General features: G+C 67.0%; 13 protein-coding genes and 1 pseudogene. 8 read left to right on the top strand and 6 right to left on the bottom strand.

All coding sequences use genetic code 11. From position 1 onward, the window contains the following. Positions 1 to 23 precede the first annotated feature (23 nt). Positions 24 to 1115, bottom strand: coding sequence for a chorismate synthase (gene aroC / locus AC0MAZ_RS10995; RefSeq protein ID WP_203647600.1), 1092 nt, complete (start codon positions 1113 to 1115; stop codon positions 24 to 26). A gap of 276 nt (positions 1116 to 1391) precedes the next feature. On the opposite strand from aroC, the gene AC0MAZ_RS10990 reads away from it, so the two are divergent. Together AC0MAZ_RS10990 and AC0MAZ_RS10985 are read left to right on the top strand one after the other, a co-directional pair. Then, positions 1392 to 2351, top strand: coding sequence for an alpha/beta hydrolase (locus AC0MAZ_RS10990; RefSeq protein ID WP_475861109.1), 960 nt, complete (start codon positions 1392 to 1394; stop codon positions 2349 to 2351). Positions 2352 to 2502: 151 nt separating this feature from the next. Then, a complete protein-coding gene (locus AC0MAZ_RS10985) occupies positions 2503 to 3285 on the top strand; it encodes a hypothetical protein (protein WP_254463850.1) in 783 nt (260 codons plus the stop codon). 170 nt (positions 3286 to 3455) lie between these two features. On the opposite strand, the gene prmB is transcribed toward AC0MAZ_RS10985, so the two are convergent. Continuing rightward, positions 3456 to 4364 (bottom strand): 50S ribosomal protein L3 N(5)-glutamine methyltransferase, encoded by a 909-nt coding sequence (prmB, locus tag AC0MAZ_RS10980; RefSeq protein ID WP_475861108.1) that lies wholly within the window; start codon positions 4362 to 4364, stop codon positions 3456 to 3458. Between the two features lie 179 nt (positions 4365 to 4543). Here prmB and AC0MAZ_RS10975 point away from each other — a divergent pair, with 179 nt between their 5' ends. The 5 genes from AC0MAZ_RS10975 to AC0MAZ_RS10955 all read left to right on the top strand — a co-directional run bounded on the left by AC0MAZ_RS10975 (position 4544) and on the right by AC0MAZ_RS10955 (position 7354). Further along, entirely contained in the window at positions 4544 to 5134 is a 591-nt protein-coding gene (locus tag AC0MAZ_RS10975) for a cysteine hydrolase family protein (RefSeq protein WP_050704637.1), read from the top strand. Between the two features lie 88 nt (positions 5135 to 5222). Next, positions 5223 to 5543: a hypothetical protein gene (locus tag AC0MAZ_RS10970; RefSeq protein ID WP_203647603.1), complete on the top strand. Its 321-nt coding sequence runs from the start codon at positions 5223 to 5225 to the stop codon at positions 5541 to 5543. A gap of 206 nt (positions 5544 to 5749) precedes the next feature. Continuing rightward, on the top strand, positions 5750 to 6310 hold the full coding sequence (locus AC0MAZ_RS10965; RefSeq protein WP_232856412.1) for a Smr/MutS family protein: 561 nt from the start codon (positions 5750 to 5752) through the stop codon (positions 6308 to 6310). A gap of 69 nt (positions 6311 to 6379) precedes the next feature. Then, positions 6380 to 6925 carry a GTP cyclohydrolase I FolE gene (gene folE, locus AC0MAZ_RS10960; protein WP_110736603.1) on the top strand — a complete coding sequence of 182 codons (546 nt, stop codon included), beginning with the start codon at positions 6380 to 6382 and terminating at the stop codon, positions 6923 to 6925. Between the two features lie 57 nt (positions 6926 to 6982). Further along, complete coding sequence (locus tag AC0MAZ_RS10955; RefSeq protein ID WP_232856413.1) at positions 6983 to 7354, top strand: glutathione S-transferase N-terminal domain-containing protein; 372 nt, start codon at positions 6983 to 6985, stop codon at positions 7352 to 7354. 169 nt (positions 7355 to 7523) lie between these two features. Here the strand turns inward: AC0MAZ_RS10955 and AC0MAZ_RS10950 are convergent, their stop codons facing one another. Next, positions 7524 to 8126 carry a glutathione S-transferase family protein gene (locus tag AC0MAZ_RS10950; RefSeq protein ID WP_110736600.1) on the bottom strand — a complete coding sequence of 201 codons (603 nt, stop codon included), beginning with the start codon at positions 8124 to 8126 and terminating at the stop codon, positions 7524 to 7526. A gap of 144 nt (positions 8127 to 8270) precedes the next feature. On the opposite strand from AC0MAZ_RS10950, the gene AC0MAZ_RS10945 reads away from it, so the two are divergent. Next, on the top strand, positions 8271 to 9467 hold the full coding sequence (locus AC0MAZ_RS10945; RefSeq protein ID WP_475861106.1) for a benzoate/H(+) symporter BenE family transporter: 1197 nt from the start codon (positions 8271 to 8273) through the stop codon (positions 9465 to 9467). Positions 9468 to 9586: 119 nt separating this feature from the next. On the opposite strand, the gene AC0MAZ_RS10940 is transcribed toward AC0MAZ_RS10945, so the two are convergent. From AC0MAZ_RS10940 to AC0MAZ_RS10930, 3 genes and pseudogenes are all read right to left on the bottom strand, one after another. Next, a complete protein-coding gene (locus AC0MAZ_RS10940) occupies positions 9587 to 10291 on the bottom strand; it encodes a methyl-accepting chemotaxis protein (RefSeq protein WP_475861410.1) in 705 nt (234 codons plus the stop codon). A gap of 201 nt (positions 10292 to 10492) precedes the next feature. Then, positions 10493 to 10672: pseudogene (locus AC0MAZ_RS10935) on the bottom strand (hypothetical protein); the annotation flags it as partial. 969 nt (positions 10673 to 11641) lie between these two features. Next, entirely contained in the window at positions 11642 to 13039 is a 1398-nt protein-coding gene (locus AC0MAZ_RS10930) for an aminotransferase-like domain-containing protein (protein WP_232856416.1), read from the bottom strand. Between the last annotated feature and the right edge of the window lie 64 nt (positions 13040 to 13103).

Genomic DNA, 13103 nt, shown 5'->3' with positions numbered 1-13103 from the left:
CGAAGAGGCCGACCCTGGCTAAGTCAGAGCTGGCCCAGTACCGGGGTGCCCACTTTCACGTCGGCATTCTGCGCCCGGTGGCGCAGCAGGTGGTCCATCAAGGCGATGGCCATCATCGCCTCGGCGATCGGCGTGGCGCGGATGCCGACGCACGGGTCGTGACGGCCCTTGGTGATCACCTCGACCGGGTTGCCGTCGACGTCGATCGAACGGCCCGGGGTGGTGATGCTCGAGGTCGGCTTGAGCGCCAGGTGAGCGACGATCGGCTGGCCCGAAGAGATACCGCCGAGGATGCCGCCGGCATTGTTGCTGAGGAAGCCCTCGGGGGTCAGTTCGTCACGGTGCTCGGTGCCACGCTGGGCGACGCTGGCAAAGCCGGCGCCGATTTCCACGCCCTTGACCGCGTTGATGCTCATCAGCGCATGGGCAAGCTCGGCGTCGAGGCGGTCGAAGATCGGCTCGCCCAGGCCCGGCATCACGCCTTCGGCGACCACGGTGATCTTCGCCCCCACCGAGTCCTGGTCGCGGCGCAACTGGTCCATGTAGGCCTCGAGCTCCGGCACCTTGTCCGGGTCGGGGCTGAAGAAGGCGTTGTGCTCGACCGAGTCCCAGGTCTTGAACGGGATCTCGATCGGGCCGAGCTGGCTCATGTAGCCGCGCACGCGGATGCCCTGGGTGGCCAGGTACTTCTTGGCGATGGCGCCGGCCGCCACGCGCATGGCGGTCTCGCGCGCCGAGCTGCGGCCACCGCCGCGGTAGTCGCGGATGCCGTACTTGTGGTGGTAGGTGTAGTCGGCGTGGGCCGGGCGGAACAGGTCCTTGATCGCCGAATAGTCCTTGGACTTCTGGTCGGTGTTGCGGATCAAGAGGCCGATCGAGCAGCCGGTGGTACGCCCTTCGAACACGCCGGAGAGGATCTCCACTTCATCCGGCTCCTGGCGCTGGGTGGTGTGCCGGCTGGTGCCGGGCTTGCGCCGATCGAGGTCGTGCTGCAGGTCGGCGAGGGAGATTTCCAGGCCTGGCGGGCAGCCGTCGACAATGGCGACCAACGCCGGGCCATGGCTCTCGCCAGCGGTGGTGACAGTGAACAGCTTGCCGTAGGTATTGCCGGACATGGACGCTCCGCGAATCTGCCTGAGGTGATCGAAAGCGGCAGTATACGGAAAACGCTACAGGATGGGTTGCCCATGCCGGCCTCTTCGCGGGTAAACCCGCTCCCACAGGGATCGCGCCAGATTCTAAAAATTGAGCAAGACAGTTGCTCCCACAGGCCGGCCCATCTCACTGTGGGAGCGGGTTTACCCGCGAAGAGGCCGGCACGGCAAGCGAGCCATGCGAACCTTCATCGCGCTGCAATGTCTCAATGACACCTAGCCATATAGTACCCCTCCATGAAGTCGCGCCTCGCCGCCCTGCTCCTGATGTTCTGCGCCAGCCTCGCCCAGGCCGCGCCCACCGTACTGCAACGCCCCATCGACCTGGACACCGGCCAGGGCGTGCTGCACGGCAGCCTGCTGCTGCCCCAGCAAACCACCCCGCCACCGGTGGTGCTGATCATCGCCGGCTCCGGCCCTACCGACCGCGATGGCAACAACCCTGCCTCCGGACGCATCGACAACCTCAAGCGCCTGGCCCTGCTGCTGGCCGGCGAGCACATCGCCAGCGTGCGCTTCGACAAGCGCGGCGTGGCCGCCAGCCAGCCGGCCACCCCCGACGAACGCGACCTCAGCGTCGAACGCTATGTCGCCGACGTGGTGGCCTGGGGGCGCGCGTTGCGCCAGGACGCGCGCTTCGGTCCGCTGATCCTGGTCGGCCACAGCGAAGGCGCGCTGATCGCCAGCCTGGCCGCCGAGCAGGCCGGCGCCAGCGCGGTGATCACCCTGGCCGGCAGCGGCCGGCCGGTGGCCGACGTGCTGCGTGAACAACTGGCCCAGCGCCTGCCCCCGGCGCAACTGGCCGGTGGCGTGGCACTGATCGACCGGTTGCAGGCCGGGCAGACCAGCCTCGACGTGCCCGCCCCGCTGCGCCAGGTATTTCGCCCCAGCGTGCAGCCGTATCTGATCACCCTGCTGCACCAGGACCCGGCGGCCGCATTCGCCCGGCTCACGGTGCCCGCGCTGATCGTCCAGGGCCGCAACGACATCCAGGTGGAGGTGGCCGACGCCGAGCGCCTCAAGGCCGCCAAACCCGACGCCCAGCTGGCGCTGATCGACGGCATGAACCACATGCTGCGCATCAGCCCCCGGGAGATGGGCCAGCAGCGTGAGAGCTACCGCAATCCCGAACTACCGCTGGCCCGTGAGTTGGGGGAGCGCATCGTCCTGTTCATCCACGGGCTGCCGCAGGCCTGAAAGCGCCCTCAGGTATTGGCCCGGCCTGCCGATAACGCGGCTAAGAAGGCAGTGATCCAGGGGCATGCGCGCCCCGATCGCGGGCAAGCCCACATCTGCGATGTCCTTGCAGGTACCGGCACCCGGCCGCCGTGCACCTGAGGATTCCCTGATGACCGATGCCCCCGCCGCCGAGGCGACCGAAGAACAAGCCCCGGAAAGCGCCCCGCTGCCCTGGGCAGACCTTGCCGCCGAGCATTTCCAGTTGCTGCGCCTGGCGCCGCTGCCGACCGACCGCAACAGCGGCGCCCGCCCGCTGCGTTTCGTCCAGTTCGGCTACGCCGAGCGCCACGACAAGGCCCACAGCCTGCTGCGCATGGAAATCCGCCTGCCGGGGCAGAAGGTGCGCAAGGAACAGAACCAGCTGGATATCCGCGTCGACCACGAAGCGCGCACGGTGCGTATCGGCGACCCGGCCGGTCTGCAGCTGGAACCGCTGAACCGTGGCCTTGGCCGCTACCTGCTGGCGCAGGCGGTGCAGTGGCTGCAGCAGCGTTGCTCGCACTACCGGGTCGAGGGCATGAGCCTGCCGAACAAGGACGCCCTGAACGAAGACACCCGCCTGCGCCGCGACCATGTGTTGGGCAGCGTCGGCCTGGCGGTGGAGTACACCGACGGCCAGTTGCTCAAGGGGCGCGTGGTGGAGACGCCGGTGGGCCAGCTCAAGGGCGGCTGGAACACCGAGAAGGTGCAGCGCGTGGACAACCTCGAGGCCGCCGGCATGCTGCAGCAGGCCGAGCAGAACCTGATGGAGAAGGAAGCCCAGCTGCGCGAGCGTGACGAGCGGGTGGCCAAGTACCGTCGCGAGGACAGCGGCCTGCGCTTCACCATCACCTGCCTGGTGGCGTTCGCGGTGTTCCAGGCCGGGTTGCTGATCTGGATCGCCACCCGCTGACCTGCCCTGCGCGATCCGTGTAGGAGCGGCCTCGTGCCGCGAAAGGGCCGCAAAGCGGCCCCGGCGATCTTTGCATCAACACTGATATCCTGGGGCCGCTACGCAGCCCTTTCCGGCCGGTCCGACGCCTCGGCAAGGCCGCTCCTACAGCAGGGGGCGGTGTGAATCCTTCAGACCCGCGCCTTGAACAGCTCCTGATGCTGCCGGCACTGCTCGGCGGTCAGCATGAACACCCCGTGGCCACCGCGCTCGAACTCCAGCCAGGCGAAGTCCACCTCGGGATAGAGCGACTCGACATGCACCTGGCTGTTGCCCACCTCGACGATCATCAGGCCCTTGTCGGTCAAGTGGTCGGCCGCCTCGGCCAGCATGCGCCGCACCAGGTCCAGGCCATCGTTGCCGCAGGCCAGGCCCAGCTCGGGCTCGTGATGGTACTCGGCCGGCATGTCGCCGAAATCCTCGGCGTCGACATACGGCGGGTTGGACAGGATCAGGTCGAAGCGCTGCCCCGGCAGGCCAGCGAAACCATCGCCCTGCACGGTGTACACCCGCTCATCGAGGCCATGGCGCTCGATGTTCTGGTTGGCCACCTCCAGCGCGTCGAAGGACAGGTCGGCCAGCACTACCTCGGCATCCTGGAACACCTCGGCGGCGACAATGCCGATGCAGCCGGAGCCGGCGCACAGGTCGAGGATGCGCGCAGGCTCGCCGGCCAGCCACGGCTCGAAGCGTTTCTCGATCAACTCGCCGATGGGCGAGCGCGGCACCAGCACCCGCTCGTCGACGATGAACGACATGCCGCAGAACCAGGCCTCGCCCAGCAGGTAGGCGGTGGGCACGCGTTCTTCAATACGGCGCTTGAGCAGGTGCTGCAGGCGTACCGTTTCGTCATCCTCGAGCGCGCAGTCCAGGTAGCTGTCGGCTACCTCCCAGGGCAGGTGCACCGCGCCGAGCACCAGCAGGCGAGCTTCGTCCCAGGCGTTGTCGGCACCGTGGCCGAAGAACAGTTCATGCTCATGGAAGCGGCTGACCGCCCAGCGGATATGGTCGCGCAGGGTGCGCAGGCGGGATGTGATCACGGGGTACTCCTTTTCAGACAGGACAAAAGTCTAACAGCCCACACCGCACATTTGTTTCCTCTGATAGCCAAACCGATAGCCACAAGCCAGCAACCACGCTGTCTGCGCTGTCAACCATTCACATTGGCGTCAAGGCAAGGGAGAATAGGCGTACAAAAGCCCTACCCAAGGAGCCCTTGATGTCCGTTCCAACCACGATGTTCCGCCTCACTGGCCGCGACTACCCGCCGGCGAAGCTGGGCCAAGCCAGCCTGATCGTCATCGACGCGCAGAAGGAATACCTGAGCGGTCCGCTGGCGCTGTCGGGCATGGACGAGGCCGTGGCGAACATTGCCAGGTTGCTCGATGCCGCCCGCAAGGCCGGTCGCCCGATCATCCACGTGCGCCACCTCGGCACCGTCGGCGGTCGCTTCGACCCCCAGGGGCCGGCCGGCGAGTTCATCCCGGGCCTGGAGCCACTGGCCGGTGAAACCATCATCGACAAGCGCATGCCCAACGCCTTCAAGAACACCAAGCTGCACGAGACGCTGCAGGCCTTCGGCCCGCTGGACCTGATCGTCTGCGGTTTCATGAGCCACTCCAGCGTCAGCACCACCGTACGCCGCGCCAAGGACTATGGTTATCGCTGCACCCTGGTGGAAGACGCCTCGGCGACCCGCGACCTGGCCCTGAAGGACACCGTGATCCCCGCCGCGCAGATCCACCAGTGCGAGATGGCCGTGATGGCCGACAACTTCGCCTGCGTCGCCCCCACCGCCAGCCTGGTCTGAGCCACGACCGCCCGGCGGACGGGCGGAACCCCGAGGTGACCCGCAGGTCGAAATCCGGATCAGCTCTACCAGATCCTGAGGAATTCGAATGAAGCTCAAAGGCAGTTTCGATGCCAAGCGCCTGCGCCAGCGCGAGCCAAGCAACTGGGGCGCGCGGGTTTCCGCCGCTTTCTCGGTGCTGCTGGCCACCCTGGGCATTTTGCTCGCCATGGCCGGTTTCGCCGGCCTGCTGGGCAATTACGCAGCGCTCGCCGAGCTCAATGCCAACCGCCCGCTGTCGGCGATTCTCGTCGTGGTCGGGTTGTTGCTGTTGTGGATCGGCGTGCGCGTCTGGCGACGCAGCCGCATCCGCCTGCGCCGAGGGCGCGAGCTGAACCTGTCGCCGCACCTGATGAAGAAGCACGACTGACAGATTTACACATCCCCCTGTAGGAGCGGCCTTGTGTCGCGAAGGGCCGCAACGCGGCCCCGGCGATCTATGCATCGAAGCGGAAATCCTGGGGCTGCTTTGCAGCCCTTTCGCGGCACGAGGCCGCTCCTACACAAACCGCGCGCAGCTCAGGGCTTCACGCCGACGCACAGTCGCGTAAACTACGCCGCCCACGTGGAGGCACCATGCAAGACGACGACTTTTCCCTCTTCCGCAGCCAAGTGCAGGGCGTCAAGCCAATCAAGCACGACCGCGCCGAAGTCGGCAAACCAAAGGCCGACCGCAAGCAGCTGGCCGGCCTGCGCCAGGCGGCGACCATCCGCAGCGACCAGGCGTTGGTGATCGACGGCCTGTCCGACCAGTTCGTCATCGACGTCGGCGCCGAGGATGAACTGATGTGGCGCCGCGACGGCGTCCAGGAAACCCAGATCCGCAAGCTCAAGCTCGGCCAGATTGCCTTCGAGGGCAGCCTCGACCTGCACGGCATGAGCGTCGAGAAGGCCCGCGAGACGCTGTGGGCCTTCATCGCCGAGGCGACCAAGCTCGAAGTGCGCTGCGTGCGCGTCACCCACGGCAAGGCCGCGCGCCTGGACGGCAAGCGCCCGATGATCAAGAGCCACGTCAACACCTGGCTGCGCCAGCACCCGCAAGTGCTCGGTTTTGCCTCGTGCCAGGCCCGCCACGGCGGCACCGGCGCGGTGTACGTGATGCTCAAGCGAACCATGCTCGAAGGGCGCGACGAGTGACATCGCGCTTGCAGCGCCGCCGTCGCCGCCGTACCCTTCGTCTTTGCGAAAAATCCCACAGGTAGATCCATGTCCCTGGAACAGAACTACACCGCGATTCTCAGCCAGATCGGCGAGGACGTCTCCCGCGAGGGCCTGCTCGACACGCCCAAGCGGGCCGCAAAGGCCATGAAGTACCTTTGCCGCGGTTATGAGCAAACCCTGGAAGAAGTCACCAACGGCGCGCTGTTCACCTCCGACAACAGCGAAATGGTGCTAGTCCGGGATATCGAGCTGTACTCGATGTGCGAACACCACATGCTGCCGTTCATCGGCAAGGCCCACGTGGCTTACCTGCCCAAGGGCAAGGTGCTGGGCCTGTCCAAGGTGGCGCGGATCGTCGACATGTACGCCCGTCGCCTGCAGATCCAGGAAAACCTCAGCCGCCAGATCGCCGAGGCCGTGCAGCAGGTAACTGGCGCCGCGGGCGTGGCGGTGGTCATCGAAGCCAAGCACATGTGCATGATGATGCGCGGTGTCGAAAAGCAGAACTCGACCATGCTCACCTCGGTGATGCTCGGCGAGTTCCGCGACAACGCCTCCACCCGCAGCGAGTTCCTCAGCCTGATCAAGTGATCGGCCTGTATCCCGAGCCGACCCCATGGGTCGGCTTTTTCATTTCAGGAGTTGCCCATGATCGTCAAAGCCCTGCGGGTCGGCCTCGGCCAGCTAATCGTGTTCGGCGACTGGATCAGCCGCCCGGCGAAAAAGCAGCGCGATGCCGCGGCCCAGGCCCAGGTCGAGCAGCAGACCAAGGGTCTGGCGCTGTACCAGTTCCATGCCTGCCCGTTCTGCGTGAAGACCCGCCGCACCCTGCACCGCCTGAACGTGCCGGTGGCACTGCGCGATGCCAAGAACGACGCCCAGCACCGCCAGGCGCTGCTCGAAGGCGGCGGCCGGGTGAAAGTGCCGTGCCTGCGGATCGAGGAGGACGGCAAGGTGACCTGGATGTATGAATCCAAGGACATCATTGCCTATCTGGACAAACGCTTCGCGGCGGTCTGACCCGCACGCACGCCCCACACTGTAGGAGCGGCCTTGTGCCGCGAAAGGGCTGCGCAGCAGCCCCCGGTCTCAGCGTCGACGCCTCAATCGCCGGGGCCGCATTGCGGCCCTTTCCGGCCGGTCCGACGCCTCGGCAAGGCCGCTCCTACAAAGGCGGGGCGACAGCGAGTCAATCCACCATCGGCACATGCCGTGGATGGCTGGCCACCCGCGCCAGCCAGGCCTGCACGGCCGGGTAACCCGCCAGGTCGAAACCGCCCTGGTGCGCCACATGGGTATAGGCGTACAACGCCACATCGGCGATCGAATACTGCTCGCCAACCAGGTAGGGCGTCATTTCCAGCTGCTTGTTCATCACCTTGAGCGCCTTGTAGCCGCCCTTGTGCAGCCCCTTGTATTCCTCCAGCCGGTCCTGCGGCAGCCCCAGGTAGAACTGGATGAAACGCGCCACGGCAATGTACGGCTCGTGGCTGTACTGCTCGAAGAACTGCCACTGCAGCACCTGGGTACGCAGGCGTGGTTCGCTGGGCAGGAACTCGCTGCCATCGGCCAGGTAGTTGAGAATCGCGTTGGACTCCCACAGGCAGGTGCCGTCCTCGAGCTTGAGCACCGGCACCTTGCCGTTGGGGTTCATGGCCAGGAACTCGGGCGTTTCGGTTTCGCCCTTGAGAATATCCACCGGGTGCCACTCATACGGGCGGTCGAGCAGGCTCAGCATCAGCTTGACCTTGTAGCAGTTGCCCGACTGGTAATCCCCATACACCTTGTACATCGCCCCTCCCCTTTCACGCAGTTGCGCAGTAATACCCCATAGTTGGCGACTGTACGGCTAAATGCAATGCCTGCTGTATGGCAAGGATCACGCCATTGCACGGTAGCCTGAAAAAACTGCTTACACCTGCACAAGGAATTCCCCATGACCGATGCCACCTCCGCGCGCCTGCGGCCGCTGGCGGACAGCTCCCCGTCGGCGGTCGTCGCCGGCTTCATCGCCATGCTCACCGGCTATACCAGCTCGCTGGTGCTGATGTTCCAGGCCGGCCAGGCCGCCGGCCTGACCAGCGCGCAGATCTCGTCGTGGATCTGGGCCCTGTCGATCGGCATGGCGGTGTGCAGCATCGGCCTGTCGCTGCGCTACCGTACCCCGGTCACCGTGGCCTGGTCGACACCCGGCGCGGCGCTGCTGATCACCAGCCTCGGTGGCGTCAGCTACGGCGAGGCCATCGGTGCCTATATCACCTGCGCCGTGCTGGTGCTGGTGTGCGGCCTGACCGGCAGCTTCGAGCGCCTGGTGCGGCGCATCCCCGCTTCGCTCGCCTCGGCCCTGCTGGCCGGGATCCTGTTCAAGATCGGCAGCGAGATCTTCGTCGCCGCCCAGCACCGCACGGTGTTGGTGCTGGGGATGTTCTTCAGCTACCTGCTGGTCAAGCGCCTGTCACCGCGCTACTGCGTGCTGGCCGCGTTGCTGGTCGGCACGGCATTGTCCGGCGCCCTGGGGCTGCTGGACTTCAGCGGCTTCCAGCTGGAGATCGCCACCCCGGTGTGGACCACGCCGAGCTTCTCGCTGGCGGCGACCATCAGCATCGGCATCCCGCTGTTCGTGGTGGCCATGACTTCGCAGAACATGCCCGGCGTCGCCGTGCTGCGCGCCGACGGCTACCAGGTGCCGGCCTCGCCGCTGATCTCGGCCACCGGGTTCGCCTCGCTGCTGCTGGCGCCGTTCGGCTCCCACGGGATCAACCTGGCGGCGATCAGCGCGGCGATCTGCACCGGGCCGCATGCCCATGAAGACCCGGCCAAGCGCTACACGGCAGCGGTCTGGTGCGGGATCTTCTACGGTATCGCCGGCACCTTCGGCGCGACCCTGGCGGCGCTGTTCGGCGCCCTGCCCAAGGAGCTGGTGCTGTCGATCGCCGCCCTGGCGCTGTTCGGTTCGATCATGAACGGCCTGAGCGTGGCCATGGGCGAGGCACGCGAGCGCGAGGCGGCGCTGATCACCTTCATGGTCACGGCGTCGGGCTTCACCCTGTTCTCGATCGGCTCGGCGTTCTGGGGAATCGTGGCGGGGGTGCTGACCTTGCTGATCCTGAAGCCCAGCGCACGTCCGCTGTAGGAGCGGCCTTGTGCCGCGAAAGGGCCGTGCAACGGCCCCGGGGATTCATATTGACGCAAAGATCGCCGGGGCCGCTATGCGGCCCTTTCGCGGCACAAGGCCGCTCCTACAAGGGCCCCTCACAGCCTGAAGTGGCCAACCATCCCCTTCAGGTCACTGCCCAGCTGCGCCAACTCGACGCTTGAGCGGGCATTGTCCTCCATCGCCAGCGCCGCCTGGTCGGCACTGCCACGGATCTGCGTGACGCTGCGGCTGATCTCCTCGGCGACCGAGCTCTGCTGCTCGGCCGCCGCGGCGATCTGCTGGTTCATCTGCTGGATCAACGACACCGCCGCGGCGATGCTGCCCAGGGCGCTCTCGGTCTTCAGCGTGTCGGCCACCGCCAGGCGCACCAGCTCGGTGCTGCCACGGATCTGCGTCACCGACTGCTGGGCGTTGCCGCGCAGGCTGGCGACCAGCCGTTCGATCTCCTCGGTGGACTGGCGGGTACGCCGGGCCAGGGCGCGCACCTCGTCGGCCACCACGGCGAAGCCACGGCCCTGCTCGCCGGCGCGGGCCGCCTCGATCGCCGCGTTGAGCGCCAGCAGGTTGGTCTGTTCGGCCACGCTCTTGATCACCTCGAGCACGTCACCGATGGTATGGATCTCGGCGCTGAGGCTGTCGATACCGCTGCTGGCGGTCTCGGCTGCCACCGCCAGCTGCTCGATGCGCTGCATGCTCTGGCGCACCACCTGCTGCCCCGACTCGACCTTGTCGTCGGCATCCTGTGCCGCCTGGGCCGCCTGCTCGGCGTTGCGCGCCACGTCATGGACGGTGGCGGTCATCTGCTGCATGGCAGTGGCCACCTGCTCGGTCTCATCCTTCTGGCTACCGACTTCGCGGTTGGTCTGCTCGGTGACCGCCGACAAGGCCTGGGCGCTGCCGGCCAGCTGATCGATGCCCTGCTGCAGGCCACTGACGATGCCGGACAGCCCCTCGGCCATCTGCTGCATGGCCTGCAGCAGCTGACCGACCTCGTCGGCACGCGGCGGCTCGGCCTCGATCCCCAGCTCGCCCGCGGCTATGCGCCGGGCACGGCTGATCACCCGCTTGAGCGGCGCGACCACGGCCCGGGTGATCAACCAGGCCGCCAGCACGCCCACCAGCAGTGCCAGGGCCGTGGCCGCGGCGATGGCCACGGTGTTGCGCGCAAGCTCCGCCTGCATGGCCTGCTCCTGGGCGAGGTAGGCCTGGTCGACCCGCGTGGTGACCTGCTCGGCCCGGGCCTGCAACTGATCCTTGATACCCCGCTCCTGGCCCAGCAGGTCGGTGTACTCGTTGAGCTTCTCGGAGAAACTGGCGATATGCCCGGCCACTTCGCCCAGCACGCTCTGGTAGCCGGCATCGGTCACCGCCGACTTGAGCTGGTCCACCAGGCCGGCGGCCTCCACCGTCTGGGCGATGCGCCCCTCGGCGACAGCCTCGCCGCCCTTGCGGCTCTGCTCCAGGCGCACCCGGGCCTCGTCCATGGCCTGCAGCATCAGCCGCGACACCTGCGCCACCTGTCCGGCCTGCTCAAGGAACTCGCCGCCTTGCTGGCCCTGGGACTGCTTGAGGGTGTAGGTGCCGTCGTCGGCCAGGCCGGCCTGCAGCACATCGAGGTTGTTGGCCACGCTCGATACCGACCAGCTGGCCATGTCCAGCGCCAGCTCCTTGGCCTGCACCGCCTGGACGAACTGGTCGAAGGCCTGCCCGTAGGCACTGAGGTCGGCCTCGGCGGAAGTCAGCGCAGGCGCGGCGCGGGCCCGCTCCACCAGCCCTTGAAGGCCCATGCGCAGGGCATCGGCCTCCTTGATATCCGAACGCAGGGCGAAGGCCTGCTCATGTTGGCGCAGCTTCAACAGGTCGGTGTTGAACTGGGCCATCTGCCGCAGCCCCTCGAAGCGCTGGCCGACGTTGGCCAGGGCGTATACGCCGATGGCGGCCACCACCAGAGTGAGCAGCAACACCAGGGCAAAACCCAGGCCCAGCTTGCGCGCCATGCCCAGGTTGGCCAATACACCGTGCTTGGTCGCCGTCATCACCGCCCTCCTCGCTTTTTGGCCCTCCGCCGGCGACAAGAGTGACAATGGCGCCGACCTGGTCACAAGGGCCGCGTGCGCGAATGGTGTCATTTAGCTATGAGCGTGTCGCTTTCAGACCGCCAAAGGTCGCCCTGCATGCCGGAAGAACGCCTGGGCCCGGGAATCCTGCCCATAGGCGACATTGATCCGTAGCCAGTCACTGGCCCGCCCCTGCGGATCGAAAGCGCTGCCCGGGGTGAGCAACACCGCATGCTCCAGCGCCAATCGCTCCAGCTCGGCAAAGTCGCGTCCGGGCACCCGGGCCCAGACGAACATGCCGCCGACCGGCTCACAGAACACCTCCCAGCCACAGGCCTCCAGTTGCCCCAGCGTCCTGGCCCGGTGCTGCCCCAGGCGCAGCCGCAGGCGCTGCACACTCTTGCGGTAGCCGCCATTGGCAAGCATCTGCCCGACCACCTGCTCGGCGAAGCGCGAAGTGCCGATGCCGGCGACCATCTTCAGTTCGGCCAGGCGCGCGATCAACGGTGGGTCGGCCACCAGATAGCCGACCCGCAACGAACTGCTGAGGGTCTTGGAGAAGCTGCCGATGTAGATCACCCGCTGCTCGCTGTCGAGGGTCGCCAGGCGCGTGGCCGGACCGTCCTGGAAATCCGCGTACAGATCGTCCTCGACGATCCGCAGGTCATGCTCGCGGGCCAGTTCCAGCAGGCGGTAGGCGACCCTGGGCGTCAGGCAGCTGCCGGTCGGGTTCTGGTACAGGCTGTTGATGAACAGGCAACGGGGCTGGTACTCGGCCAGCAACTGCTCAAGCACCACCAGGTCCGGGCCAGTGGCAGTGCGCGGCACCTCGAGCATGTGCACACCGTGCACGCGCAGCAAGTTGTACAGGTTGTAGTAGCCGGGGCGCTCCACCAGCACCGTGTCACCCGGTTTCAGCAAGGTCCGCACCAGCAGGTCGAGGGCATGGCTGGCGCCCTGGGTGGTGAGGATCCGCTCCGGCTCGGCGGCAATATCCAGCCGCGCCAGCCCCTTGTGCAGTTGCAGGCGCAGGCTGGCCAGGCCCTGGGGCGGGCAGTAGTCGAACAGCGCCTCGGGCGCGCCGCGGCTGACCTGGCGGATGGCCTGGGCCAGCTCGGCTTCGGCCCGCCAGGCCACCGGTAGCCAGCCGCAGCCGAGCTTGAGCAATTGTTCATGCCCTTCGCGAAACTGCCGCCAACTGCCGTCGATTGCCTCGCCCCAGGGCTCGCCGGGGTCGGGCCGCAAGCCCGGCTTGCGCTCGGCGACGAAGAAGCCCGCGCCATGTCGCGCCTCCAGCCAGCCGTTGGCCGCCAGGCGGTCGTAGGCCTCGATCACGCACGAGGCGCTTACCGACTGCGCCTTGGCCAGCGCGCGGATCGACGGCAGGCGCGCGCCGGGGCGCAGGCGCTGCTGTTCGATCCAGGCCTGCAGGTGCTCGGTCAGCTGCTGGACCAAGGGGGTGGGAAGGTCGCGATCAAGATGAAAATGCATGGCAAGTGTTCGCTGTTTTCAGGCAAACAGTTAAGCATAAATGCCCCGCGAGTGTGCCTTGGCG

This window comes from Pseudomonas sp. A (assembly GCF_056270345.1).
This window is presented reverse-complemented; position numbering and strand designations above follow the sequence as displayed.

Coding starts and splice junctions, on each gene's coding strand:
- aroC (WP_203647600.1), bottom strand. CDS start 1,115: ATGTCCGGCAATACCTACGGCAAGCTGTTCACTGTCACCACCGCTGGC.
- AC0MAZ_RS10990 (WP_475861109.1), top strand. CDS start 1,392: ATGAAGTCGCGCCTCGCCGCCCTGCTCCTGATGTTCTGCGCCAGCCTC.
- AC0MAZ_RS10985 (WP_254463850.1), top strand. CDS start 2,503: ATGACCGATGCCCCCGCCGCCGAGGCGACCGAAGAACAAGCCCCGGAA.
- AC0MAZ_RS10975 (WP_050704637.1), top strand. CDS start 4,544: ATGTCCGTTCCAACCACGATGTTCCGCCTCACTGGCCGCGACTACCCG.
- AC0MAZ_RS10970 (WP_203647603.1), top strand. CDS start 5,223: ATGAAGCTCAAAGGCAGTTTCGATGCCAAGCGCCTGCGCCAGCGCGAG.
- AC0MAZ_RS10965 (WP_232856412.1), top strand. CDS start 5,750: ATGCAAGACGACGACTTTTCCCTCTTCCGCAGCCAAGTGCAGGGCGTC.
- folE (WP_110736603.1), top strand. CDS start 6,380: ATGTCCCTGGAACAGAACTACACCGCGATTCTCAGCCAGATCGGCGAG.
- AC0MAZ_RS10955 (WP_232856413.1), top strand. CDS start 6,983: ATGATCGTCAAAGCCCTGCGGGTCGGCCTCGGCCAGCTAATCGTGTTC.
- AC0MAZ_RS10950 (WP_110736600.1), bottom strand. CDS start 8,126: ATGTACAAGGTGTATGGGGATTACCAGTCGGGCAACTGCTACAAGGTC.
- AC0MAZ_RS10945 (WP_475861106.1), top strand. CDS start 8,271: ATGACCGATGCCACCTCCGCGCGCCTGCGGCCGCTGGCGGACAGCTCC.
- AC0MAZ_RS10940 (WP_475861410.1), bottom strand. CDS start 10,291: ATGACCGCCACCGTCCATGACGTGGCGCGCAACGCCGAGCAGGCGGCC.
- AC0MAZ_RS10930 (WP_232856416.1), bottom strand. CDS start 13,039: ATGCATTTTCATCTTGATCGCGACCTTCCCACCCCCTTGGTCCAGCAG.